A 25,915-nucleotide genomic window follows, 5' to 3' on the forward strand; every position below is an offset into this window, starting at 1 on the left:
CCATGCCGCACTTTATTGCTGAATGCACTAACAACATCCGCGAGCAGGCTGACCTGCCGGGGCTGTTTGCACGGGTGAACGCGGCGCTGGCCGCCACGGGTATCTTTCCAGTTGGCGGTATCCGCAGCCGCTCCCACTGGCTCGACACCTGGCAGATGGCCGACGGGAAACACGATTATGCCTTCGTGCACATGACGCTGAAGATTGGCGCGGGGCGCAGCCTGGAAAGCCGCGAAGCCGTTGGGGAGATGCTGTTTGGGCTTATCAAAACGCACTTCGCGACGCTGATGGCGGACCGTTATCTGGCGCTGTCGTTTGAGATAGAGGAGCTGCATCCGACGCTCAGTTACAAGCAAAACAACGTGCACGCGTTGTTTAAGTAGTACCTCTCGATCTGTCCCCTCTCCCTTTGGGAGAGGGTTAGGGTGAGGGAAATCTCTGCGGCCTGATGCCCTCACCCCGGCCCTCTCCCACAGGGAGAGGGAGAAAACAATACAACAGGATATCGCCATGCTCGACAAACATACCCACACATTGATCGCTCACCGCCTGCACCAGGCCGAACAAACCCGGGAGCAGATCCGCGCGATCTCGCTGGAGCATCCGGAGATCACCATTGAAGATGCCTACGCCATCCAGCGCGAATGGGTGAGCCTGAAAATTGCCGAAGGACGCGTGCTGAAGGGCCATAAGATCGGCCTGACTTCCAAAGCAATGCAGGCCAGCTCGCAGATTAGCGAGCCGGACTACGGCGCGCTGCTGGACGATATGTTCTTCCACGACGGCAGCGACATCCCCGTCGATCGCTTTATCGTCCCGCGCATCGAAGTGGAGCTGGCCTTCGTACTGGCAAAACCCCTGCGCGGCCCGAACTGCACGATCTTCGATGTCTACAACGCCACGGACTACGTGATCCCCGCCCTGGAACTGATCGACGCCCGCTGTCACAACGTCGACCCTGAAACCCAGCGCCCGCGCAAGGTGTTCGACACCATCTCCGATAACGCCGCCAACGCAGGCGTGATCCTCGGTGGTCGTCCGATTAAGCCCGACGAACTGGATCTACGCTGGATCTCCGCTCTGCTCTATCGCAACGGCGTCATCGAAGAGACCGGCGTCGCCGCAGGCGTGCTTAACCACCCGGCGAACGGCGTGGCGTGGCTGGCGAACAAGCTCGCGCCGTATGACGTTCAGCTTGAACCCGGCCAGATCATCCTCGGTGGCTCCTTTACCCGCCCGGTAGCCGCCAGCCGGGGCGACACCTTTCACGTGGACTACGGCAACATGGGGTCCATCAGCTGCCGCTTTGTCTAGGAGACGACCATGCAAAACGCATTCAAAACGGCGCTGAAAGCCGGAACACCGCAAATCGGTTTATGGCTGGGGCTGACCAGCAGCTACAGCGCGGAACTGCTGGCGGGCGCAGGCTTCGACTGGCTGCTGATCGACGGAGAGCACGCCCCGAACAGCGTGCAGACGGTTTTAACCCAGCTGCAGGCCATCGCCCCCTATACCAGCCAGCCGGTGGTGCGCCCCTCATGGAACGATCCGGTGCAGATCAAACAGCTGCTGGACGTGGGCGCGCAAACGCTGCTGGTGCCGATGGTGCAGAACGCCGACGAAGCGCGTCTGGCGGTGAGCGCCACCCGCTATCCGCCTGCGGGTATCCGTGGGGTCGGCAGCGCGCTGGCGCGGGCATCACGCTGGAACCGCATCCCGGATTACCTGCAACAGGCTAACGACGCCATGTGCGTACTGGTGCAAATCGAAACCCGTGAGGCGCTGAAAAACCTGCCGCAAATCCTCGACGTGGAAGGCATCGACGGCGTGTTTATCGGCCCGGCAGATCTCAGCGCCGACATGGGTTTTGCCGGTAACCCGCAGCATCCCGAGGTGCAGGCCGTCATCGAACGGGCCATCGCGCAGATCCGCGAGGCGGGGAAAGCCCCCGGCATCCTGATGGCGAACGAGGCGCTGGCGAAACGCTATCTCGAGCTCGGGGCACTGTTCGTCGCCGTCGGGGTAGACACCACCCTGCTCGCCCGCAGCGCCGAGGCGCTGGCTGCCCGCTTTATCCATCACCCGGTTACGTCAGTGAATAACAATAAATCCGTCTACTAAAGGTAAGATCTGGAGCGCACCATGACGACCTCATCCCTGCAAGATAAGCAAGCTGTTGAACATCGCGTTATTAACAAGCTGTTTCGTCGTTTGATCGTGTTTCTCTTTATTCTGTTTGTCTTTTCGTTCCTTGACCGCATCAACATCGGCTTTGCCGGGCTGACGATGGGCAAGGATCTGGGCCTGACCTCCACCATGTTCGGCCTGGCCGCCACGCTGTTTTACGTCACCTATGTTATATGCGGGATCCCCAGCAATATCATGCTGGCGAAGGTGGGCGCACGCCGCTGGATTGCCGGGATCATGGTGGTATGGGGTATCGCCTCCACCTGTACGATGTTCGCCACCAGCCCGGAAACGCTCTACGTCCTGCGCATGCTGGTGGGGATTGCCGAAGCCGGATTCCTGCCGGGGATCCTGGTGTATCTCACCTGGTGGTTCCCGGCATACCATCGCGCCCGCGCCAACGCGCTGTTTATGATCGCCATGCCGGTCACCATGATGCTCGGCTCGATCCTCTCCGGCTATATTCTGGCGATGGACGGCTTGTGGAACCTGAAGGGCTGGCAGTGGCTGTTCCTGCTGGAAGGACTGCCCTCCGTGGTGCTCGGCGTGGTGACCTGGTTTTATCTTAACGACACGCCGGACCAGGCGACCTGGCTGGACGACGAGGAAAAGCAGGCGCTGAAAACGATGATCGCCCGCGAGCAGGAGGTGGCCATTGCGCAGGCATCCACGCCCCGCTCGACGCTGCGCGAGGTCATGACCCCGGCGGTGCTGCTCTACACGCTGGCCTACTTCTGCCTGACCAACACCCTGAGCGCTATCAACATCTGGACGCCGCAGATCCTCCAGAGCTTCAACGCCGGCAGCAGCAACATCACCATCGGCCTGCTGGCGGCGATCCCGCAGTTCTGTACCATCCTCGGGATGATCTGGTGGAGCCGCCGCTCCGACAGGCTGAAAGAGCGAAAAAAGCACACCATCCTGCCGTACCTGTTCGCCGCGGCGGGATGGATGCTGGCCTCCGCGACGGGGAGCAGCCTGATCCAGCTGCTTGGCATCATCATGGCCTCAACCGGATCGTTTACCGCCATGGCGATCTTCTGGACCACGCCGGATCGGGTCATTAGCCTGCAGTCCCGCGCGGTGGCGCTGGCGGTGATCAACGCCATCGGCAACGTCGGCTCGGCCGTCAGCCCTTTGCTGATTGGTATTCTGCGCGACGCGACCGGCAGCTTCAGCTCGGGATTGTGGTTTGTCGCCGGGCTGCTGGTGGTTGGCGCGCTGGTGCTGACCCGCATCCCGATGGCGAAGCAGGATCAACAGAGGAACGACCATGTGCCAGAGCCCTATCGCCAACATTGATATCAGCAAAGAGTATGACGAAAGCCTGGGCACCGACGATGTGCACTATCAGTCCTTTTCCCGCATGGCGGCCTTCTTTGGCCGCGACATGCAGGCGCACCGGCACGACCAGTATTTTCAGATGCACTTTCTCGATACCGGACAGATTGAGCTGCAGCTCGACGATCACCGCTACTCGGTGCAGGCCCCGCTGTTTGTCCTCACGCCGCCGTCGGTGCCGCATGCGTTTATCACCGAATCGGACAGCGACGGCCACGTGCTGACGGTGCGAGAGGATCTGATCTGGCCGCTGCTGGAGGTGCTCTATCCCGGCACCCGGGAGGCATTCGGCCTGCCGGGGATCTGCCTCTCGCTGGCCGATAAACCGGACGAGCTTTCGGCGCTAAAACACTACTGGCAGCTGATAAAGCGCGAATCCACCGCGCAGCTGCCTGGCCGCGAGCATACGCTGGTACTTTTAGCCCAAGCGGTCTTTACGCTGCTGCTGCGCAACGCAAAGCTCGACGACCACGAAGCCTGCGGCATGCGCGGCGAGCTAAAGCTGTTCCAGCGCTTTACCCTGCTGATTGATGCGCATTACCACCAGCACTGGACGGTGCCAGAATATGCCAGCGAGCTGCACCTCACCGAATCGCGCCTGACGGATATCTGCCGCCGCTTCGCCAACCGCCCGCCAAAACGGCTGATCTTCGACCGTCAGCTACGCGAGGCCAGACGGCTGCTGCTTTTTTCCGACAGCGCCGTCAGCGACATCGCCTGGCAGCTTGGGTTTAAAGACCCGGCCTATTTCGCCCGCTTTTTTAACCGGTTAGTGGGGTGTTCGCCGAGCGCGTATCGGGCGCAGAAAGTACCGGTGTCGCCTGTTCCCCTCACCCCCGCCCTCTCCCAAAGGGAGAGGGAGTAAACGTCCCCTCTCCCTTTGGGAGAGGGTTAGGGTGAGGGACATCACACTCTCCGATCTCACCCGAAAAGTACCCGCCGTTGTCCCAAACGTCCCTTCACGTTCCGCCTCTCTCACGCTTCAATTAAACAACAAAAACAAAACATAAATTTAACAAACATCTTCCGATACGAGGTCCCTATGAAGCCTGAAGATTTCCGCGCCGATGCTAAACGCCCGCTCACCGGCGAAGAGTATTTAAAAAGCCTGCAGGATGGCCGCGAGATTTATATCTACGGCGAACGCGTTAAAGACGTCACTACCCATCCGGCATTTCGTAACGCGGCGGCGTCCATCGCGCAGATGTACGACGCGCTGCACAAACCGGACATGCAGGACACCCTCTGCTGGGGCACCGACACCGGCAGCGGCGGTTACACCCATAAGTTCTTCCGGGTGGCGAAAAGCGCCGATGACCTGCGCCAGCAGCGTGATGCCATCGCCGAGTGGTCCCGCCTGAGCTACGGCTGGATGGGCCGCACGCCTGACTACAAAGCAGCTTTCGGCTGCGCGCTGGGGGCTAACCCGGCGTTCTACGGCCAGTTCGAGCAGAACGCCCGTAACTGGTACACCCGCATTCAGGAGACCGGTCTGTACTTCAACCATGCCATCGTCAACCCACCGATCGACCGCCACAAACCGGCGGACGAGGTTAAAGACGTCTACATCAAGCTGGAGAAAGAGACCGACGCGGGGATCATCGTCAGCGGCGCGAAAGTGGTGGCAACCAACTCGGCGCTGACCCACTACAACATGATCGGCTTTGGCTCCGCGCAGGTGATGGGCGAAAACCCGGACTTCGCGCTGATGTTCGTCGCGCCGATGGATGCCGAGGGCGTGAAGCTGATCTCCCGCGCCTCCTACGAGATGGTGGCCGGTGCCACCGGCTCGCCGTATGACTATCCACTCTCCAGCCGCTTCGACGAGAACGATGCGATCCTGGTGATGGATCATGTGCTGATCCCGTGGGAAAACGTGCTGATCTACCGCGATTTTGACCGCTGTCGTCGCTGGACAATGGAGGGCGGCTTCGCCCGCATGTACCCGTTGCAGGCCTGCGTACGTCTGGCGGTGAAGCTCGACTTCATCACCGCCCTGCTGAAAAAATCGCTGGAGTGTACCGGTACCCTGGAGTTTCGCGGCGTGCAGGCAGATCTTGGCGAAGTGGTGGCCTGGCGCAACATGTTCTGGGCATTGAGCGACTCCATGTGCTCAGAGGCAACCCCGTGGGTCAACGGTGCGTACCTGCCGGACCACGCGGCGCTGCAGACCTACCGCGTGATGGCCCCGATGGCCTACGCCAAAATCAAAAACATCATTGAGCGCAACGTGACCAGCGGCCTGATCTACCTGCCGTCCAGCGCCCGGGATCTGAACAACCCGCAGATCGACCAGTATCTGGCGAAGTACGTACGCGGCTCGAACGACATGGATCACGTCGAGCGCATTAAGATCCTGAAACTGATGTGGGATGCCATCGGCAGCGAGTTCGGTGGCCGTCACGAGCTGTATGAGATCAACTACTCCGGCAGCCAGGACGAGATCCGCCTGCAGTGCCTGCGCCAGGCGCAAAGCTCCGGCAACATGGACAAAATGATGGCGATGGTCGACCGCTGCATGTCCGAGTACGACCAGCACGGCTGGACCGTGCCGCACCTGCACAACAACACCGATATCAACATGCTGGATAAGCTGCTGAAATAACGCAGCGGGAGGCTTCAATGCAATTAGATGAACAACGCCTGCGCTTTCGCGATGCCATGGCCAGCCTGTCGGCGGCGGTGAACGTTGTGACCACCGAAGGCGATGCGGGACGCTGCGGCATCACGGCCACCGCCGTTTGTTCGGTCACGGACACGCCGCCCTCGCTGATGGTTTGCATCAACGCCAACAGCGCCATGAACCCGGTCTTCCAGGGCAATGGCCGGCTGTGCGTGAACGTGCTGAACCACGAGCAGGAGATTATGGCCCGCCACTTCGCCGGGATGACCGGCATGGCGATGGAGGAGCGCTTTAACCTCTCCTGCTGGCAAAAAGGGCCGCTGGCGCAGCCGGTGCTGAAAGGCGCGCTGGCAAGCCTCGAAGGGGAGATAACTCAGGTGCAGACCATCGGCACGCATCTGGTCTATCTGGTTGAAATTAAGACTATCCTGCTCAGCGACGCAGGCCACGGGCTGATCTACTTCAAACGCCGTTTCCATCCGGTGATGATGGAGCTTGCCGCCGCCGTATAACCTCCCCCTCGCGCTGGCCTTCCCCGGCCAGCGCGTTTTTGCGCAAATTCCCCTAATGTTTCCCCTAAGTCACGCCGTTAACTATCCATAAGATAAATTTTGTGTCTGTCGACGGACATACCTCTTTGCTCTCCAGGACATCCTTTATGGCTAATTCGACGCGGAGCCGCTCGGCTGAACGTCTTGTGGATATTTTTATTGCGCTGCATCTTCACGGGGTGGTGCATCGCAGCGATCTGATGAACAAGTTTGGTATTACCGAGCGCACCGTGTACCGCGATCTGCAGGCGCTCTCTCCAATTATTGAGCACGTGGGCGACGGGCGATACCGGCTGATCCCCGCGTATCAGAAGGCTGCTTTAGACGATTCTGAGTGATCGCAATCACATAATTTTTACCCCTCGCGGCGAGCCTGAACCACTCGCCCCCGCCTTTGACCGCTCACCCACCGCTTTCAACCACTCACCCATTTACCTTCCTTTACACGCGCGACGATCTGGCACGATCCCTCCAGCATTAATCAATACCTCCTCACAACGAACCCTGACCCTTTTTTCTTTACATAAAAAACCAGGTCTTACTATGGATACGAAAAAACTACTTAAGCACGTGCCCTGGGCATTACTCGGGATCCTCGGCGCTTTCTGTCTGGCGGTTGTCGCATTACGCCGGGGCGAACACGTCAGCGCCCTGTGGATCGTGGTCGCGTCGGTTTCCGTCTACCTTGTGGCTTATCGCTACTACAGCTTGTACATCGCGCAGAAGGTCATGAAGCTCGACCCCACGCGTGCCACCCCGGCGGTCATTAACAATGACGGCCTGAACTATGTGCCAACCAACCGCTACGTGCTGTTTGGCCACCACTTTGCCGCTATCGCAGGCGCGGGTCCGCTGGTTGGTCCGGTTCTTGCGGCGCAGATGGGCTACCTGCCGGGAACCCTGTGGCTGCTGGCGGGCGTCGTGCTGGCCGGTGCGGTACAGGACTTCATGGTGCTGTTTATCTCTTCTCGCCGTAACGGCGCGTCTCTCGGTGAGATGGTCAAAGAAGAGATGGGCCGCGTGCCGGGAACGATCGCCCTGTTCGGCTGCTTCCTGATTATGATCATCATCCTCGCGGTGCTGGCGTTAATCGTGGTGAAAGCGCTGGCCGAAAGCCCGTGGGGGGTCTTCACCGTCTGCTCCACCGTGCCGATTGCGCTGTTTATGGGTATCTACATGCGCTTTATTCGCCCGGGTCGCGTGGGCGAAGTGTCGGTCATTGGTATCGTTCTGCTGGTGGCTTCCATCTACTTTGGCGGCGTGATTGCGCACGACCCGTACTGGGGCCCGGCGCTGACCTTTAAAGACACCACCATCACCTTCGCGCTGATCGGCTATGCGTTTGTCTCTGCCCTGCTGCCGGTCTGGCTGATTCTGGCTCCGCGTGACTATCTGGCAACCTTCCTGAAAATCGGCGTTATCGTCGGTCTGGCGATCGGCATCCTGGTGATTAACCCGGATCTGAAAATGCCGGCAGTGACCCAGTACATCGACGGTACCGGTCCGCTGTGGAAAGGTGCGCTGTTCCCGTTCCTGTTCATCACCATCGCCTGTGGTGCCGTGTCTGGCTTCCACGCGTTGATTGCTTCCGGTACGACACCGAAGCTGCTGGCGAACGAAAAAGACGCCCGTCTGATCGGTTACGGTGCCATGCTGATGGAGTCCTTCGTGGCGATCATGGCGCTGGTTGCTGCGTCCATTATCGAACCGGGTCTCTATTTCGCGATGAACACCCCACCGGCGGGCCTGGGCATTACCATGCCAAACCTGCATGAGATGGGCGGTGACAACGCGGCGCTGATCATGGCGCAGCTGAAAGACGCGAGCGCACACGCAGCTGCTACCGTCAGCTCCTGGGGCTTTGTGATTTCGCCTGAGCAGATCATGCAGACCGCGAAAGACATCGGCGAACCGTCCGTACTGAACCGCGCAGGTGGCGCGCCTACGCTGGCTGTCGGTATCGCACACGTGTTCCACAAGGTGCTGCCGTGGGCGGACATGGGCTTCTGGTACCACTTCGGTATTCTGTTTGAAGCGCTGTTCATCCTGACCGCGCTGGATGCCGGTACCCGTGCGGGCCGCTTCATGCTGCAGGATCTGCTGGGCAACTTCGTGCCGTTCCTGAAGAAAACCGACTCTCTGGTCGCGGGCATTCTGGGTACGGCGGGCTGCGTAGGCCTGTGGGGTTACCTGCTGTATCAGGGCGTTGTCGACCCACTGGGCGGCGTGAAGAGCCTGTGGCCGCTGTTCGGTATCTCTAACCAGATGCTGGCCGCCGTGGCGCTGGTGCTCGGCACCGTCGTGCTGGTGAAAATGAAACGCACCAAATACATCTGGGTGACCGTGGTGCCTGCGCTGTGGCTGCTGCTTTGCACCACCTGGGCGCTTGGCCTGAAACTGTTCAGCGCCAACCCGCAGCTGGAAGGCTTCTTCTTCATGGCTAACCAGTACAAAGAGAAGATTGCCGCAGGCGGCGCAGACCTCACCGCGCAGCAGATTGCCAACATGAACCATATCGTGGTGAACAACTACACCAACGCGGGTCTGAGCATTCTGTTCCTGGTAGTGGTGTACAGCATCATCTTCTACGGCATCAAAACCTGGATGAACGTGCGTAACGCCGACGGTCGTACGGACAAAGAAACCCCGTACGTACCCGTACCGGAAGGCGGCGTGAAGACCTCTTCACACCATTAATCCACACGCCTCCCCCTCTCCCTTTGGGAGAGGGTTGGGGTGAGGGGTAACAATGCCCGGCGCCCCCTGCCGGGCTTTGTCTTATCAGGATGCATTATGTTTGGTAACTTAGGCGAAGCAAAAAAATACCTCGGTCAGGCGGCGAAAATGCTGATTGGCATTCCGGACTATGACAACTACGTTGAGCATATGAAGACCAACCATCCGGATAAGCCGTACATGACCTACACCGAGTTCTTCCGCGAGCGTCAGGAAGCGCGCTACGGCGGAAGTGGAGAAGGCGGCGTACGCTGCTGCTAAAGGAGAGACCATGACCCCGATTGCCGTCACCCTGCTGACCGGTTTCCTCGGCGCAGGTAAAACCACCCTGCTGCGCCACATCCTCAATGAACAGCACGGCTTCAACATCGCCGTGATTGAAAACGAGTTCGGCGAAGTCTCCGTCGACGACCAGCTGATTGGCGATCGCGCCACGCAGATCAAAACCCTGACCAACGGCTGCATCTGCTGCACCCGCTCAAACGAATTAGAAGACGCCCTGCTGGATCTGCTCGACAGCCGCGACCGCGGAGACATCAGCTTTGACCGCCTGGTGATTGAATGCACCGGCATGGCTGACCCCGGCCCGATTATCCAGACCTTTTTCTCCCATGACATTCTCTGCCAGCGCTACCTGCTGGACGGCGTTGTTGCGCTGGTCGATGCGGTTCACGCCGACGAGCAGATGAACCAGTTCACCATTGCCCAGTCTCAGGTCGGCTACGCGGATCGCATCCTGCTGACCAAAACCGACGTGGCAGGCGACAGCGAGAAACTGCGCGAGCGGCTGACGCGCATTAACTCACGCGCCCCGATTTATACCGTGACGCACGGCGATATTGACCTGTCTCAGCTGTTCAACACCAACGGCTTTATGCTCGAAGAGAACGTCACCTCCAGACCGCGCTTCCACTTTATGGCCGATAAGCAAAATGACGTCTCGTCCATTGTGGTTGAGCTGGATTACCCGGTAGATATCAGCGACGTTTCCCGCGTAATGGAGAACCTGCTGCTGTCGTTTGCCGACAAGCTGCTGCGCTACAAAGGAATGCTGTGGATTGACGGTGAACCTAACCGCCTGCTGTTCCAGGGCGTGCAGCGCCTGTACAGCGCCGACTGGGATCGCCCCTGGGGCGACGAACCGCCGCACAGCGTGATGGTCTTTATCGGGCTTGAGCTGCCGGAAGATGAGATTCGGTCGGCCTTTGCGGGACTACGTAAATAACGCCTGTTTGTTCCCTCTCCCGGTGGGATGAGGGATCGCAATATTCTGGAAAAAATCCTTTTACTCTGTTCATCATGATTATTTAATCATCCTTGTGATGATATCGGCATATCGTCATCCTAATACATGACAATGACATACTTCTTACACGTATTTTTTGCACTAATGATTTTTATGACAAGCATTCATGCCATAAACAGGTATAGTTGATAGAGGGCTGAGTATAACTTAACCATAAAAATGTAAATTTACGTTTTTATCCGTTACAGCGGAAACATTTCAGGAAATTATTAGAAACCCAATTAATGCATTTCCAATCAATATCCCCGCCTCGTTCAGATGATATTTAGACAAAATTCTAAACCGTTTCTAAACGTAAAAAACATTCGCGTTGACGAAGGCAAATACCAGCATTCACGCAACAAATATGCGGAAAATCATTAACAAAATCAGCATAAAACTGCGAGCCGCCTCACATTTGCAGTCATAAACCTCGCTTGTTAAGGTGTGCCCAGATTAATTTAATGACGAGGCATAAAACATGAAAAAGCTGAATGTTCTTCTCCTTTCTGCTCTGACCGCTGTATCAGGTTCCGCACTGGCTATGGGCGGCAGCATTGAGCAGGGTAAAAACTTTACCAACCTTAATCTGGAAATGGGTAAATCCTCATCTGGCCTGTATGCGGAGAGCAACTGGCTGAAGAACACCGATGACGGTACGCAGACCGGCGGCGTTGGCGCAGGTTACAACCTGGAAGTTGGCCCGGTGATGCTGAATGCGGGCGCTAAAGCGATCTACATCGGCCCGAAAAAAGGCGATAACGGCGTGGCCTTCCCAATCGGCGGTGGTGTAAACGTTGCGCTGACCGACAGCATCCACGTGTTCGGTGAAGGTTATGTTGCGCCAGACGGCCTGAACAACAGCGTAAAAAACTACGTTGAAGCAAACGGCGGCGTAAGCTGGACCCCAATTAAACCTGTGACGCTGAAAGTGGGTTACCGCCACGTGAGCGTTGATGGCAAAGACGGTCGTCCAAACCACACCCTGATTGACGGCGCATACGTAGGCGGCGGAGTAAGCTTCTGATGAAAACCCGCATCGCCGCGCTTAGTGTTCTGAGTATTACGTTACTGCTGTCAGGCTGCGTCCAGTATAAATGGGTCAAGCCTGGCGTCAGTGACAGGGAAATGAATAAAAAGCTAACGGAATGCGAAGCTCAGGCACTTATCGACCTGCCCCCGGATAACGTTGTGACGGGTTCAAACTCGGAAAAGCAGGACAAGAAACACAAGAAAAAGGATGTTTCCACCAGCTATACGGTTGAAGACGCCAATGAGTATCGCAGAGATACCCTGGTAGACAGCTGCATGTATAAAAGCGGCTGGGATAAGATCGAAGTGCAATAAGCGCGAACAAAAAAAACCTGCCGCATGGCAGGTTTTTTATGGGTGCGATTACTGATGTACCACCACCAGCTTCTGGTTTACAAACTCTTTGATCCCCAGATCCGACAGTTCACGCCCGTAACCGGAACGCTTCACGCCGCCAAACGGCAACTCTGCCGCCGTGTCGGTGAGCCAGTTGATATACACCATTCCGGTTTCGATGCGCGACGCCATTTTCTTCGCACGCTCGATATCCTGACTGAACACCGCGCCACCGAGTCCGTAGTGCGAGTCGTTGGCCAGCGCGACGGCTTCATCATCGCTTTTCACCACATAAACCTGCGCGACCGGGCCGAAGAACTCTTCGAAGTATGCCGGGTTCTCGCGTGAGATATGCGTCAGGATGGTCGGCTCAAAGAAGCTGCCCTCACGCTGGACCGGCTTGCCGCCGTAGTGCAGCTTCGCGCCATGCTTCACCGCCTCGTCGACCTGTTTGGTCAGCGTCTCCAGCGCGTCCCTGGATGACAGCGGCCCCAGCGTGGTGCTTTCATCCAGCGGATCGCCAATCTTCACCTGCTTAAACGCCTCGGTGAACTTGCTCAGGAACGCGTCGGCGATTTTTTCATGCAGGATAAAGCGCTTCGCCGCAGTACAGACCTGGCCCGCGTTATTCAGACGGGCGTTGACGCCAATCTTCACGGCCTTGTCGATATCCGCGTCGTCGAGTACCACGAACACGTCGTTACCGCCCAGTTCCAGGGTCGATTTTTTGATGTGCTTCGCCGCCTGGGCCGCTACCACGCTACCCGCTTTTTCAGAGCCGGTCAGCGCTGCGCCCTGCACGCGTTCATCGGCGATAATCTTCGCCACCTGATCAGAGGAGATAAACAGATTTGTCCATGCCCCTTCCGGCGCGCCCGCTTCGCGCACCAGATGCGCAAAGGTCTCGGCGCAGTGCGGGACTATACTCGCGTGTTTGGCAATCACCGGGTTACCCGCCGCCAGGTTAGGAGCCAGCACGCGCATCAGCTGGTAGTAAGGGAAGTTCCAGGGTTCAACCGCCATCAGCACGCCGATGGGGTGATGCTCTACCCAGGCTTCACCCAGTTCCGATTTGTATTTTACAGGCGCTAAAAACTGCTTCGCGTTATCGGCGTAATAGCGGGCAATCTGCGCGCAGAGCTTCACTTCTCCGCGGCTCTGTTCGATGAGCTTACCCATCTCCTGACTGGCGATTTTAGCCAGTTCCTCCACGCGCGCATCAATCAGATCGGCCAGCTTGTGCAGCACCGGCAGGCGCTGTTCAATATCGCCTTTCGCCCAGTCGGAGTGATAGAGCGCGTCCGCCGCCTTCAGCGCCGCTTCGACGTCCGCATCGGTGTGGGAGGGGTATTCTTTCACCAGCTGGTTGGTGGCAGGATTTACTGTCTGGTAAGCCATATCGAATCTCCTTTAATTACCGCTTAGGGTATTAAGGGTAGTCAATATGACTGGCGGTGGACGTAAAGTTGGGTATATACGGAAGGTTCTTAGCCAAGCTTTAATGCCTCAATTGCATTGCATCAGAAGGATAGAGGCAACAGCGCCAATGAAGAACCAATGAGATATCAATCCTGTAATGACACGTTTGCGTTATAAGATTACCGACATACTCGTTAGAATTTCCAATCTGAAGTCACCAGCTACGCTGCTACAAATCGTTAAAGGACCAACGTGAAAAATTACAAAGTCATCACCCCGCTGTTTCCCACCTATGCGCAAGTGAAAGCAATGATGAAAGCTGTATCAGGCTATTCCGTTAAGTCCGTGCGCAATATGATTAATGCCATTCATGAGCATACCGGCACGCCGCAAAACCCGGTCGACTGGTCCGAACCCGATATGTGGATAAGTGAACGTTTGAAAGGTGAAGATGCTGAAATTGCGCGCTGCATCTGGAATCAGGACGATCACATATTAAATCCTCGCCACAGCTACGGCTGTTACCTGTTCCTGAACTATCCACTTTTTGATCTGATGACTACGGATCCAAACGAGAGCTGGATTCCGACCACACGTGGCGAACAATTTCTTGCTAATGATGAAACGGTCCTGCGAATGCTGGATGACAGGGAGGGACTGCTACATCTTTTAGAGCTCCTTGCCGGACGTGAAATGTCTCGCCGGGCCGATTTGCTGCCCGAATGGCAGGCTTTTTTGCATCAGCACTCGAAGTTTGCCTCAACGAGTTCGATAAAAAGCACGCTCTATTCTCGGCTGTATAACCTGGTTGAGCGCGAGATGGTCGCTCGCGAAGGCATGAGCTATCACATCACCGATACTGGCCGCGCCTGGCTTGGGAAAGCGCTTCCCGCCCGCAAAAGCGATCCGCGTAAAGAGCTTCTGGACGCTGTCAAGCGCTACAACCACCAGCAAAAAGAGCTGCTGCGTGAGCAAATCAGCACCATGAATCCCTACAAGTTTGAGCACCTGATTGGTCAGCTACTGGAAGCAATGGGCTATGAGCAGGTTGAGGTGACCAAAGCCTCGGGCGATAAAGGCGTGGATGTCGTGGGCAGAGTGCAGGTCGGTATCACCACGATTACCGAAGTGGTTCAGGTTAAGCGTATGCAAAGCAACATCACTCGCCCTATCATCGACCAGCTTCGCGGTGCACTCCCTTACCACAGCGCGATACGAGGTACGCTGATCACGACAGGTCGTTTTGCCGGTAACTGCGAAAAAGCGGCTCTGCACCCTGGCGCGGCCCCTATTACCCTGATAGATGGCGATCGCCTGCTGGAACTGTTAATTGAGAATAACGTGGGGATTCGCCGCAGCAGTGCGGTAGAACTTTTGGACGTGGATTTGCAGCTTTTTGATGAGCTGGAAGAAGGATTAAAAGGCGAAATGTAACGCCTAAATCGCTACAATAGGCGCCAAATTTTTCCTGATTGAGTTCATCATGGCCAAAGCACCAGCAAAAAAAACCAAAGCAAAGAAAGGCTTTGAAGAGACGTTATGGGATACCGCGAATCAGCTTCGCGGTAGCGTTGAATCCTCCGAGTACAAACACGTGGTGCTGAGCCTCGTGTTCCTGAAATTTATCAGCGATAAGTTCGAGGCCCGCCGTCAAAAAATGAAGGACGAAGGCCAGGGCGATTTCCTCGAAATGGAAGTCTTCTATCAACAGGACAACATCTTCTACCTGCCGGAAGCGGCGCGCTGGTCGTTCATTAAGCAGAACGCCAAGCAGGATAACCTTGCCGTGCTAATCGATACCGCCCTCTCCACCATTGAGAAGCGTAACCCGACGCTGAAAGGCGCGCTGCCGGACAACTACTTTAGCCGCCAGAACCTGGAAACCAAGAAGCTGGCGTCCCTGATCGATACCATCGATAACATCGAAACGCTGGCGCATGAAACCGACGTGGAAGCGCTGTCGAAAGAGGACCTGGTCGGCCGCGTGTACGAATACTTCCTCGGCAAGTTTGCCGCCACCGAGGGCAAAGGCGGCGGTGAGTTCTATACGCCAAAATGCGTGGTGACGCTGCTGACCGAAATGCTCGAACCGTTTCAGGGCAAAATTTATGACCCCTGCTGCGGCTCGGCGGGGATGTTCGTCCAGTCGGTGAAGTTTGTTGAAAGCCATCAGGGGAAAAGCCGCGATATCGCCCTGTACGGCCAGGAGCTGACGGCCACCACCTACAAGCTGGCGAAGATGAACCTCGCCATTCGCGGTCTTTCCGCCAACCTGGGCGAGCGCCCGGCGGACACCTTCTTCAGCGACCAGCACCCGGACCTGAAGGCCGACTACATTCTGGCGAACCCGCCGTTTAACCTGAAAGACTGGCGTAACGACGCCGAGCTGACCAAAGACCCGCGCTTTGCCGGCTACCGCACACCGCCGACCGGCAACGCCAACTACGGCTGGATTTTGCATATGCTCTCCAAGCTGTCGGCCAACGGCACCGCCGGTTTTGTATTGGCAAACGGCTCGATGAGTTCCAACACCAGCGGCGAAGGCGAGATCCGCGCGCGAATGATCGAAAACGATCTGATCGACTGCATGATTGCCCTGCCCGGCCAGTTGTTCTATACCACCCAGATCCCGGTGTGCCTGTGGTTTATGACCAAGTCGAAGGCGGCCGATCCGGCCAAAGGCTACCGCAACCGTCAGGGCGAAACGCTGTTTATCGATGCGCGTAACCTCGGCACCATGATGAACCGCACCACCAAAGAACTGACGTCGGACGATATCGCCACCATCGCCGACACCTACCATGCATGGCGCAGCACGCCGGAAGAGCTGGCCGAGCGCGTTAAGCGCGGTGACAGCAAGCTGGCGCAATATGAAGACCAGGCTGGGTTCTGCAAGGTCGCGACTATTGCAGAGATGAAGGCTAACGACTACGTGCTAACGCCGGGCCGCTATGTCGGCGCAGCCGAGCAGGAAGACGACGGCGTGGCGTTTGAGAACAAAATGCGTGAATTGTCGAAGACGTTGTTTGAGCAGATGAAACAGGCGGAAGAACTGGATAAGGCGATTCGTCAGAACCTGGAGGCGCTGGGTTATGTTGAATGAAAACTTCAAACTACCACCAGGATGGTATTGTAAAAGCCTTGTTGATTGCACAAAAGGTGGAAATATTTCTTATGGTATTGTTCAGCCTGGCCAACATCAGGACGATGGCATTGGAATAATTCGTGTAAATAACATAGAAAATGGGAAAATTTCCGTTGTCGATGTATTAAAAGTTTCTCACGATATTGAAAGTAAATTTTCGAAGACGCGATTAGAAGGTGGGGAAGTACTTTTAACATTAGTTGGTTCGACAGGCTTAAGTGCTATTACGTCTAAAGACTTACATGGGTGGAATGTTGCTCGTGCTATCGCAGTGATTAGACCATCCGATGAAATAAGCGCCGAGTGGATACATATTTGTCTTCAATCTCCTTATACAAAATATTTCTTAGATTCAAGAGCTAATACAACTGTTCAAAAAACCCTTAATTTAAAAGATGTAAAGGAAATCCCATTACCGATACCTCCTATTGAAGAGAGAATAAACCTTGAAAAAATCTATTTTGATTTAGAGAATAAAATTAATCTGAATTTAGAAATCAACCAAACCCTGGAAAAAATGTCCCAAACCCTGTTCAAATCCTGGTTTGTGGACTTCGACCCGGTGATTGATAACGCGCTGGATGCGGGAAGTCCAATCCCGGAAACGCTGCAATCTCGCGCCGAATTGCGTCAAAAAATACGCAATAGTGTAGATTTCAAACCACTTCCGGCGGATATTCGTGCTCTATTCCCGGCGGAATTTGAAGAAACAGAGTTAGGCTGGGCACCAAAAACCTGGAATATTGAAGCATTAGATAATATTGCTAATTTTCAAAATGGTCTAGCATTACAAAAATTTAGGCCAGAAAATAATGAAGAAAACTATCTTCCTGTTTTAAAAATAGCAGATTTACGTGCTGGTTATATAAACAATGACGAACGCGCGACGTTTGATATTGTTGATAGCTGCAAGGTCTATGACGGCGATATGATTTTCTCATGGTCAGGGACTTTGATGATCGATATTTGGACTGGCGGTAATGCAGCATTGAATCAGCATTTATACAAAGTAACATCACAAAAATATCCTCAATCTTTTTATCTGATGTGGACAAAGCAGCATCTTTCAAGATTTCAACATATTGCAGAAGCAAAAGCTGTAACAATGGGCCACATAAAAAAAGGTGATTTAAGTAACTCTTTATGTTTAGTTCCTCCATCATTGTTAGTCAATAAATATGATAATATCGTTGGGAAGTATTTTGCCAAAATTAAAAATCAACGATTATTAAACAATCAGCTAACCGCCCTCCGCGACACCCTACTCCCCAAACTCATCTCCGGCGAGCTGTCCCTGGAAGATCTACCAGATTTAGTCAAACAAACCGAACCCGCATAACGTTTTTTGCCCCTGAAATATCAGGGGCTTTCTGGTAAGGTTTTCTTCTCTTACAGGAACCCTTACCAGAAAACCAGCCAGGGCCGGAGCGGGATATGCATCTCTCATTCAGTGAAGCGAAGTTAGAACAGGCAATAATTGAACTGTTACAGGAGCAGGGCTACCAGCACCTGACAGGCGATAATGTGCCGCGTTCAAGCCTCGATCAGGTGATTATTGAAGACGATCTTCGCCACTACCTCGCGGCACGCTATCAGGCCGACGGTATTACGGAAGACGAAATCCAGCGGCTGATCAAGCAATTCACCACCCTGCCCGCTTCCGATCTCTACGAAAGCAATAAAACCTTCTGCACCTGGCTGGCCAACGGTTTCTTGTTTAAACGCGACGATCGCCAGCAGAAAGATCTTTATATCGAACTGCTCGACACCCGGCACCTGCCCGCTGCGCTGCGTAAACTGTTTGAAGCTGACGTGCCGCTGCAACAGGCCGCGGAAACGCCGGCAAGCTATCTTATCCAGCCGCTAAACCGCGTGAAAATCGTCAATCAGTTGACCATCACCGGCAAAGAAAACCAGCCGCGCATTCCGGATGCAATCCTGTATATCAACGGCCTGCCGCTAGTAGTATTCGAATTTAAAAGCGCGGTGCGCGAGCAGGAAGCCAATATTGGCGACGCCTATAAACAGCTCTGCACCCGCTATCGTCGCGATATTCCGCAGCTGTTTGTCTTTAACGCGCTGTGCATTATCAGCGACGGCGTCAATAACCGCATGGGCAACCTGTTTGCGCCACACGAGTATTTCTACTCATGGCGCAAGGTCAGCGGCAATGAGAACCGCGAGCAGGACGGCATCCCCTCTCTGCACTCGATGATTCAGGGTTTATTCCACCCGGTACGCCTGCTGGACGTGATCAAAAACTTTATCTGCTTCCCGGATAAAGCCAAACATGAAGTGAAAATCTGCTGCCGCTACCCGCAGTACTATGCGGCGCGCAAGCTCTACTATAGCATCGAACGGGCGCGTAAACCTTACGGTAACGGTAAAGGCGGCACCTACTTTGGCGCCACGGGCTGCGGCAAGAGCTACACCATGCAGTTCTTAACCCGCCTGCTGATGAAAAGCGTCGAATTCGCCAGCCCGACGATCGTGCTGATCACCGACCGCACCGATCTGGACGATCAGCTCTCAACACAGATGTGCAATGCCAAAAACTATATTGGCGACGAGACCGTGGCCCCCGTCACCAGCCGTGACGATCTGCGGGAAAAGCTGGCCGGTCGCAACAGCGGCGGCGTCTTCCTGACCACCATCCATAAGTTTACCGAAGATACCGAACTGCTTACCGAACGCAGCAACGTCATCTGTATCTCTGACGAGGCGCACCGCAGCCAGGTCAATCTGGATCAGAAAGTGCTGGTCGATAAAGAGAGCGGCAAGGTACGCAAAACCTTTGGGTTCGCCAAGTATCTCCACGACTCGCTGCCCTGCGCCACCTACGTCGGCTTTACGGGGACACCGATCGACGCCACGCTCGACGTCTTCGGGGAGGTGGTCGACAGCTATACCATGACCGAATCCGTCCTGGATGAGATCACGGTGCGTATCGTCTACGAAGGCCGCGCGGCGAAAGTGATCCTCGACAGCAGCAAGCTGGAAGAGGTCGAAAAATATTACGACGAGTGCGCCAGCGCCGGAACCAACGAATGGCAAATCGACGAGAGCAAAAAGGCCAGCGCTACCATGAACGCCATTCTGGGCGATGAAGACCGACTAAAGGCGCTTGCCGAGGACTTTGCCAAACACTATGAAAAACGGGTTGCAGAAGGATCGACGGTAAAAGGCAAGGCGATGTTCGTCTGCGCCAGCCGCGAGATTGCCTGGGATTTCTATCGCCAGCTTAAAACTTTCCGTCCGGCGTGGTTTGAGGTCAAACAGGTGCCAGACGGTATCGCGCTGACGGAGCAGGAGCAAAAAGAGTTACCGCCATCTGAAATGGTGAAGATGGTGATGACGCGCGGTAAAGATGATAACGCCACGCTGTATGAACTACTCGGCAGCAAGGAGTACCGCAAGGAGCTTGATAAACAGTTCAAAAACGCGAAGTCAAATTTCAAGATCGCCATCGTGGTGGATATGTGGCTGACCGGGTTCGACGTGCCGGAACTGGACACCATCTATATCGATAAACCGCTGCAAAAGCACAACCTGATCCAGACCATTTCCCGCGTTAACCGCAAGCTGGAAGGCAAAAGCAAAGGACTTGTCGTCGACTATATCGGCATTAAGCGTCAGATGAACCAGGCGCTGGCAATGTATTCGCGCATTGATGCCAATAACTTTGAAGATATTCAGCAGTCGGTGATTGAGGTAAAAAACCACCTCGATTTGCTGGCGCAGGCCTTCCATGATTTTGACAGCGAAGCTTACTTCAGCGGCGAGCCGCAGGCGCAACTGGCCTGCCTGAACAACGCGGCAGAATTTGTGATGCGAACGCAAAAGGTAGAACGACGCTTTATGGGCCTGGTAAAACGCCTGAAAGCCGCCTATGACGTTTGCTGCGGTAGCGAAGCACTTTCACAGGCCGAACGCGATCATATCCACTTTTATCTTGCCGTGCGTTCCATTGTCTTCAAGCTGACCAAAGGCGATGCGCCGGACGTCACGCAGATGAACGCCCGCGTGCGCGAGATGATCGCCGAAGCGCTCAAGGCCGACGGCGTGGAAGAATTGTTTTTCCTCGGCGATAAGAAAGCTGAATCAATCGATATCTTTGACAATGATTATCTGGATCGCATCAATAAGATCAAATTGCCGGCCACTAAAATCCAGCTGCTGCAAAAGCTGCTGGAAAAAGCGATCGGCGACTTTAAAAAGATTAACCAGTTGCAGGGGATCAACTTCACCCGTCGGTTCCAGTCCATTATGGATAAATATAATGAGCGCCGGGAAGATGACATTCTTAATGGCGAAGAGTTTGATGAGTTCAGCCAGGAAATGACGGATATCATCTACGACATAAAGACCGAGATGGGCACCTATGCCGATCTCGGGATCGATATGGAAGAGAAAGCCTTCTACGACATTCTGGCGCATATGCGTGATAAATATCAGTTCACTTATGAAGACGATAAAATGCTGGCGCTGGCGAAAGAGATGAAGGCGGTGGTGGATAATACGTCGAAGTACCCGGACTGGAGCAAGCGTGATGATATTAAAGCGAAGCTGAAGGTTGAACTGATTCTGCTGCTGCACAAGCATAAGTTCCCGCCGGTAGCGAATGATGATGTCTATATGGGCGTACTGGCGCAGGCTGAACATTTTAAGCAGCATCAAATGGCGCAATAAAGACATCGTGCTTTAAGCCATGTCTGACCGACGGTAACCTTACGGTTGCCGTTTTTTGCACTTTCCCCCCGCTTCCCTCTATCCTTAAGCCATGGAAAAATTAGCCGAACTCAAACGCGCCAAGCTGCTGGCGCTGTCGCTGCTGCTGATTGCTGCCGCGGCGTTTATTACCACGCTATTTCTACCGCAGACCTTCTGGGTGCGCGGCGTCAAGGCCATCGCCGAGGCCGCAATGGTGGGCGCGCTGGCAGACTGGTTTGCCGTGGTTGCCCTGTTCCGCCGGGTGCCCATTCCGTTTATCGCGCGCCATACGGCGATCATTCCGCGCAATAAAGATCGGATCGGCGAAAATCTGGGCCAGTTTGTTCAGGAAAAATTCCTCGATACGCAATCCCTGGTGGACTTAATCCGCCGCTATGAACCGGCTCAGATGATTGGCACCTGGTTCAGTCAACCGGACAACGCCCAGCGCGTCGGGCAGCACCTGATCCAGGTTATGAGCGGTTTTCTGGAACTTACCGATGACGGGCGTATTCAGCGACTGCTTAAACGCGCCGTACATAAGGCGCTCGACAAGGTCGATTTCACCGAAACCAGCGCCGTCATGCTGGAAAGCATGACCAAAAACAACCGCCATCAGGTGCTGTTGGATACGATCATCAACCGTCTGATTACCTTGATTCAGCGGGAAAGCACGCGGGACTTCATCGCCAGTCAGATTGTCCACTGGCTCAAAACAGAACATCCGCGCAAAGCGATGGTGCTGCCGACGGAGTGGCTGGGCGACCAGAGCGCGGAGATGGTATCGAACGCGGTGAATACCCTGCTGGATGACATCAGCCACGACCGCACGCACCAGATACGTCAGGCGTTTGACCGCGCCACGCTCAAGTTTATCGACAACCTGAAAAACGATCCGGACATGGCGGCGAAAGCCGACAACATCAAGCATTATCTGAAGAATGACGAGGCGTTTAACCGCTATCTGGGCGAGATGTGGGCCGACCTGCGCGAATGGCTGAAAGCGGATATGCACAGTGAAGACTCCCGCGTGAAGCAGCGCATCGCCAACGCCGGGCTGTGGTTTGGCGAAACGCTGAACGCCGATGCCAGCCTGCGCGCGTCGCTGAACGAGCATCTGGAGCAGGCCGCGCACCGCGTCGCGCCGGACTTCGCCGCGTTCCTCACGCGCCATATCAGCGACACGGTAAAAAGCTGGGACGCCAAAGATATGTCGCGCCAGATTGAACTGAATATCGGCAAAGACCTGCAGTTTATCCGCGTCAACGGCACGCTGGTCGGTGGGACGATTGGGCTGATCCTGTTTTTACTCTCGCAGTTGCCCAGCCTGCTTGCGCACTACTCTGCTTTCGGCGGCGCGATAACGTAGCGCGTCGGAGCAAAACAGTTCAGGACCCGGTGCACCAGAAAGACCAGCGTCAGCGTGGTCACCAGCGCGAAGGTGACCGACGTGATGCGGTATAAATCGCTGAACACCAGGTCGCTGTCCGGGTGCATGTTCTGCCCGAACATAATGCCGATGGTGGTGATGCTGGCAAAGCCGACGCCCGCCCCCACCTTCTCCATGACGTGCAGCCGCGCGCCAAACGCCAGCCCGAGGCCAATCAACGGCATCATCAGCAGCATGTGGCTGCTGTGATCGTAGAGGATAAGCTGCACCACCAGGATATACAGGCAGCCCAGCACCACGCCGACCACGCGCCAGACCGAGCTCATCACCGCGCCGCGATAGTGCATCGGGAACAGGATCAGCACACCCGCCATCAGCGCCGAGAGCGAATCGCTCAGGTCGCTTATCTGGAACACCACAAAGATCAGCGTGGCGACCGTCCCGGAAAGCAACGACTCGTGCCGCACCCGGGCATCGTCTTTCTCAATCAGGGGCGGCGGCTTGCGAGGTTCGACGTCCGGCAGCAGATAGTTCATCAGCGCACTCAGGCACACCGCCATCACGCTCGCTTCGATGTTGGAAAATAACAGCGTGTGCCAGTTGGTCGTCGGGTAGCTCATAAAGTTGAGCATCACGCTCTGGCACACCACGCCCATGGAGCCGAACAGAAACAGCGGCCCCTTACTCATAAAGCGAAAGCGCATCACGTACAGGGCAAAGACCACCAGCGTCATGATCACCGGCCACTGCGACAAAAAGCCGATGATAATCACCATTTCAACGCAGTTCAGCGCGGCGCTAAAGACAAACTGCTTCGCCACGTGGCGGTTGAACACCGGTACCAGCGACAGCAACATGATCGGGTAGACCACGAAGAACACGCCGTAGCTGGTGTTGTAGAAGCTCGACACGCTGAGGGCAATCATCCCGGCAAAGACGATGCGCAGGGTCTGGCGAAAGTCGTTGGCCGTGTAGACGATGTTGCCGTGCGGGGTAAAGACCCTCGCCAGGGTGTTAATAGACATAGTGCAGCAGGCTCACCAGGTGGATCTGCATCCCGGAGAAGAAGCGCGCGAACGGCCCTTCGCTGTTGTACAGTTGCACCGTGGCACGGGCGCCGGTCGGCAGGTGCTTCGGCAGCGCTTCATCCAGCGCCACGTGGATGCGCATACGCTGCGCGTCACGTACCCAGCGGTTAGAGGTCTCCGGCTGGGACAGCTCGCCGTTTACCGCTTCCTGCCCGGCGAGGATCCCGGCATCGCTGCTGGTCACGTGGGCGCGGAAAACCTGCCCCGGAAAGGCATCGAACACCACGGCGGCGTCGGTTCCCTGATGGGTATGACGCAGGCTCTTCTCGCGGAAATCGGCCACGATATCGGTCTGGTTGTTCACCAGCGCCAGCGCGGCAGAGCCGGAGGAGGTATAAAATCCGGGGCTGAGCTGCAGGTTACTCACCGTGCCGTCCGCTTCGGCATAGACCTTCGTCCAGCCGAGGTTCAGCTCGGCGTCATCCAGCGCATTGCGGTATTTTTGCAGCGTCACGTTACGGTGTTCATCGCGCTCGCCGCGCTGAATGCGCAGGTTACGGATGTTGGCCTGAAGCGAACTGACGGACTGCTCGCTGCTCTGCCAGGCAGTGCGCACCTTGTCGAGGTCAGACTGCGAGACGTTCTGCAGCGCGCTCAGCTTCTGATAACGGTCAAACGTCACTTTGTCGTTACGCGCGGTCAGCACCGCAGTTTTCAGGCTGGCCTGGGCGGCAGCGATCTGCGCATCGAGCTGTTCGTTGGACAGGCGGGCCTGCTCCAGCGCGATTTGCGCCGCTTCCACTTTGTTACGAAACGGCGTGTCGTCCAGCTCAAACAGCAGGTCGCCTTTTTTAACCTGGCTGTTGTTGTGCACGTGTACCGCCGCGACGTAGCCGGAGACGCGCGCAGAGACCGGCGTCACCACGCGCATCACGGTGGAGTCCGGCGTCAGCGGGATCCAGATATCCGCGACGATAAAGTAGACAAACATCAGCAGGAAAGAGGCAATACTTACCCTTACCCAGCGGGCAAACTTTTGTTCAGGAGTCATTATTTTTCGGTCTTGTTATCTTCTTCGCGGATTGTCCGCAAATTGCAGGCGATTTGATTCAACGTGGCGCTGAAAATGGCGATATGTTCCGGCGCGATATTGTGCGAGACGCGAGCCTGAAAGTTCTCAATAACCTGAGTCAGCGTTTCAAGAACGCTCTTCCCTTCGGGCGTCAGCGTTAGCAGCCGGATACGCTTGTCGTAAGGCGATACGGTGCGCAACAGGTAGCCCTGCTTTTCCAGTTGTGTCAGGGTGCGCATCAGCGGCGGCAGTTCGATACCCTGCACCTCCGCCAGTTCGCTTACCGAGACGTTATCCCCAAGCTGTTGCAGCTGCATCATTACCGTCCAGCTCGACTGGGTTAACCCGGTATCGAGAATGGCATCGTCGATCACCGCACGCCACTGGCGCACGACCATCGCCATCCGCATGCCCATTGGCCGGCGGCTAAACAGTTCGTCTTCACTCATGGGGAGTCCTCTCGTAGTACGCATTCAGGATAATAGTTATCAGGGTAAGTATCAAGAAACGATGGACAAAAGAGCAGGAATTGCGAAAGGCACTGCCAGAGGTGACATACCCACAGGCCCGGTAAGCGCAGCGCCACCGGGCTTTTATTAACGGCTAAACAGTCTCTTAATGGCAACGTTTCCCGAAGCCGTTACCACCACTCGGTAAAGAGCGAAGTGTTGTGCCGGAGGGCGCTACGCTGAATTTCTCATTGAATTATGTTGAAGGCACACCTATCATAAATGTACGGATTAACACCGTACAATTCAAATAAAGCTGAAAAACAATTGAGAAGCACATCATGACAGCACTGAAGAAACAGCGCATCGATCTGAGGTTAAGCGAAGACGATAAAAGCCTGATCGAAGAAGCTGCAGCAATGACCAACCAGTCAATTTCGCAGTTCATGGTCAGCACGGCTTCTGAACGCGCTGCGGAAGTTATCGATCGACACCGTCGCATGATCCTTAATGAAGCCTCCTGGAATACGGTAATGGAGGCCATCAGCAACCCGCCGGCACCAAATGACCGCCTGAAACGCGCGGCGAAGCGTCTCCAGGATATGGAGTAA

23 protein-coding genes are annotated in these 25,915 nt (G+C 55.5%); 19 read left to right on the forward strand and 4 right to left on the reverse strand.

All coding sequences use genetic code 11. From position 1 onward, the window contains the following. Nucleotides 1-2: 2 nt before the first annotated feature. The 13 genes from ACWKX3_RS13320 to ACWKX3_RS13380 all read left to right on the forward strand — a co-directional run bounded on the left by ACWKX3_RS13320 (nucleotide 3) and on the right by ACWKX3_RS13380 (nucleotide 12,070). A complete protein-coding gene (locus tag ACWKX3_RS13320; protein WP_454541927.1) occupies nucleotides 3-383 on the forward strand; it encodes a 5-carboxymethyl-2-hydroxymuconate Delta-isomerase in 381 nt (126 codons plus the stop codon). Nucleotides 384-510: 127 nt separating this feature from the next. Further along, a complete protein-coding gene (gene hpaH, locus ACWKX3_RS13325; protein ID WP_006174111.1) occupies nucleotides 511-1,314 on the forward strand; it encodes a 2-oxo-hept-4-ene-1,7-dioate hydratase in 804 nt (267 codons plus the stop codon). Between the two features lie 9 nt (nucleotides 1,315-1,323). Next, nucleotides 1,324-2,121, forward strand: coding sequence for a 4-hydroxy-2-oxoheptanedioate aldolase (gene hpaI, locus ACWKX3_RS13330; protein ID WP_454541928.1), 798 nt, complete (start codon nucleotides 1,324-1,326; stop codon nucleotides 2,119-2,121). 21 nt (nucleotides 2,122-2,142) lie between these two features. Continuing rightward, nucleotides 2,143-3,489: a 4-hydroxyphenylacetate permease gene (gene hpaX, locus ACWKX3_RS13335; RefSeq protein WP_454541929.1), complete on the forward strand. Its 1,347-nt coding sequence runs from the start codon at nucleotides 2,143-2,145 to the stop codon at nucleotides 3,487-3,489. Next, on the forward strand, nucleotides 3,461-4,393 hold the full coding sequence (gene hpaA, locus ACWKX3_RS13340; protein ID WP_101738292.1) for a 4-hydroxyphenylacetate catabolism regulatory protein HpaA: 933 nt from the start codon (nucleotides 3,461-3,463) through the stop codon (nucleotides 4,391-4,393). The genes hpaX and hpaA overlap by 29 nt, the downstream gene beginning before the upstream one ends. Nucleotides 4,394-4,570: 177 nt before the next feature. Beyond that, nucleotides 4,571-6,133 (forward strand): 4-hydroxyphenylacetate 3-monooxygenase, oxygenase component, encoded by a 1,563-nt coding sequence (gene hpaB / locus ACWKX3_RS13345; protein WP_153688992.1) that lies wholly within the window; start codon nucleotides 4,571-4,573, stop codon nucleotides 6,131-6,133. A gap of 17 nt (nucleotides 6,134-6,150) precedes the next feature. After that, nucleotides 6,151-6,663, forward strand: a complete 513-nt coding sequence (locus ACWKX3_RS13350; protein ID WP_101738293.1) for a 4-hydroxyphenylacetate 3-monooxygenase reductase subunit — start codon at nucleotides 6,151-6,153, stop codon at nucleotides 6,661-6,663. A 146-nt stretch (nucleotides 6,664-6,809) separates the two neighbouring features. Continuing rightward, nucleotides 6,810-7,040 (forward strand): HTH domain-containing protein, encoded by a 231-nt coding sequence (locus tag ACWKX3_RS13355; RefSeq protein ID WP_058609607.1) that lies wholly within the window; start codon nucleotides 6,810-6,812, stop codon nucleotides 7,038-7,040. 205 nt (nucleotides 7,041-7,245) lie between these two features. After that, nucleotides 7,246-9,399, forward strand: coding sequence for a carbon starvation CstA family protein (locus ACWKX3_RS13360; RefSeq protein ID WP_006174125.1), 2,154 nt, complete (start codon nucleotides 7,246-7,248; stop codon nucleotides 9,397-9,399). A gap of 96 nt (nucleotides 9,400-9,495) precedes the next feature. After that, the gene (locus ACWKX3_RS13365) at nucleotides 9,496-9,699 is read left to right on the forward strand and encodes a YbdD/YjiX family protein (RefSeq protein WP_003856610.1); all 204 of its coding nucleotides are present in this window, start codon (nucleotides 9,496-9,498) and stop codon (nucleotides 9,697-9,699) included. A gap of 10 nt (nucleotides 9,700-9,709) precedes the next feature. Continuing rightward, nucleotides 9,710-10,663: a GTPase gene (yjiA, locus tag ACWKX3_RS13370; RefSeq protein WP_042319336.1), complete on the forward strand. Its 954-nt coding sequence runs from the start codon at nucleotides 9,710-9,712 to the stop codon at nucleotides 10,661-10,663. Between the two features lie 541 nt (nucleotides 10,664-11,204). Then, the gene (locus ACWKX3_RS13375; protein ID WP_058609606.1) at nucleotides 11,205-11,750 is read left to right on the forward strand and encodes a YfaZ family outer membrane protein; all 546 of its coding nucleotides are present in this window, start codon (nucleotides 11,205-11,207) and stop codon (nucleotides 11,748-11,750) included. Next, nucleotides 11,750-12,070: a hypothetical protein gene (locus ACWKX3_RS13380; protein WP_006174128.1), complete on the forward strand. Its 321-nt coding sequence runs from the start codon at nucleotides 11,750-11,752 to the stop codon at nucleotides 12,068-12,070. The genes ACWKX3_RS13375 and ACWKX3_RS13380 overlap by 1 nt, the downstream gene beginning before the upstream one ends. Before the next feature lie 48 nt (nucleotides 12,071-12,118). On the opposite strand, the gene ACWKX3_RS13385 is transcribed toward ACWKX3_RS13380, so the two are convergent. Further along, nucleotides 12,119-13,489 (reverse strand): NAD-dependent succinate-semialdehyde dehydrogenase, encoded by a 1,371-nt coding sequence (locus ACWKX3_RS13385; protein ID WP_454541930.1) that lies wholly within the window; start codon nucleotides 13,487-13,489, stop codon nucleotides 12,119-12,121. Between the two features lie 273 nt (nucleotides 13,490-13,762). On the opposite strand from ACWKX3_RS13385, the gene ACWKX3_RS13390 reads away from it, so the two are divergent. The 5 genes from ACWKX3_RS13390 (at nucleotide 13,763) to ACWKX3_RS13410 (ending at nucleotide 22,734) form a co-directional block, all read left to right on the forward strand. Continuing rightward, nucleotides 13,763-14,944 carry a restriction endonuclease gene (locus ACWKX3_RS13390; protein WP_454541931.1) on the forward strand — a complete coding sequence of 394 codons (1,182 nt, stop codon included), beginning with the start codon at nucleotides 13,763-13,765 and terminating at the stop codon, nucleotides 14,942-14,944. A gap of 49 nt (nucleotides 14,945-14,993) precedes the next feature. Further along, entirely contained in the window at nucleotides 14,994-16,613 is a 1,620-nt protein-coding gene (locus tag ACWKX3_RS13395) for a type I restriction-modification system subunit M (RefSeq protein ID WP_088208801.1), read from the forward strand. Next, the gene (locus ACWKX3_RS13400; protein WP_454541932.1) at nucleotides 16,603-17,994 is read left to right on the forward strand and encodes a restriction endonuclease subunit S; all 1,392 of its coding nucleotides are present in this window, start codon (nucleotides 16,603-16,605) and stop codon (nucleotides 17,992-17,994) included. Before ACWKX3_RS13395 ends, ACWKX3_RS13400 begins: the two co-directional genes overlap by 11 nt. Before the next feature lie 95 nt (nucleotides 17,995-18,089). Continuing rightward, a complete protein-coding gene (locus ACWKX3_RS13405) occupies nucleotides 18,090-21,344 on the forward strand; it encodes a type I restriction endonuclease subunit R (RefSeq protein WP_454541933.1) in 3,255 nt (1,084 codons plus the stop codon). A gap of 91 nt (nucleotides 21,345-21,435) precedes the next feature. Beyond that, a complete protein-coding gene (locus tag ACWKX3_RS13410; RefSeq protein WP_446187547.1) occupies nucleotides 21,436-22,734 on the forward strand; it encodes a DUF445 domain-containing protein in 1,299 nt (432 codons plus the stop codon). Here ACWKX3_RS13410 and ACWKX3_RS13415 read toward each other — a convergent pair. From ACWKX3_RS13415 to ACWKX3_RS13425, 3 genes are read right to left on the reverse strand one after another with little or no spacing between them, the layout of a single operon-like run. Next, nucleotides 22,704-23,780 (reverse strand): DUF2955 domain-containing protein, encoded by a 1,077-nt coding sequence (locus ACWKX3_RS13415; protein ID WP_006174141.1) that lies wholly within the window; start codon nucleotides 23,778-23,780, stop codon nucleotides 22,704-22,706. The genes ACWKX3_RS13410 and ACWKX3_RS13415 overlap by 31 nt on opposite strands. Then, nucleotides 23,770-24,837 (reverse strand): HlyD family secretion protein, encoded by a 1,068-nt coding sequence (locus tag ACWKX3_RS13420; protein ID WP_454541951.1) that lies wholly within the window; start codon nucleotides 24,835-24,837, stop codon nucleotides 23,770-23,772. Before ACWKX3_RS13420 ends, ACWKX3_RS13415 begins: the two co-directional genes overlap by 11 nt. Beyond that, nucleotides 24,834-25,304 carry a MarR family winged helix-turn-helix transcriptional regulator gene (locus ACWKX3_RS13425; protein ID WP_058609602.1) on the reverse strand — a complete coding sequence of 157 codons (471 nt, stop codon included), beginning with the start codon at nucleotides 25,302-25,304 and terminating at the stop codon, nucleotides 24,834-24,836. The genes ACWKX3_RS13420 and ACWKX3_RS13425 overlap by 4 nt, the downstream gene beginning before the upstream one ends. Before the next feature lie 341 nt (nucleotides 25,305-25,645). Between ACWKX3_RS13425 and ACWKX3_RS13430 the strand changes: the two genes are divergently transcribed. After that, the gene (locus tag ACWKX3_RS13430; protein WP_006174147.1) at nucleotides 25,646-25,915 is read left to right on the forward strand and encodes a type II toxin-antitoxin system TacA family antitoxin; all 270 of its coding nucleotides are present in this window, start codon (nucleotides 25,646-25,648) and stop codon (nucleotides 25,913-25,915) included.

The organism is Enterobacter sp. UPMP2052, from assembly GCF_053709675.1.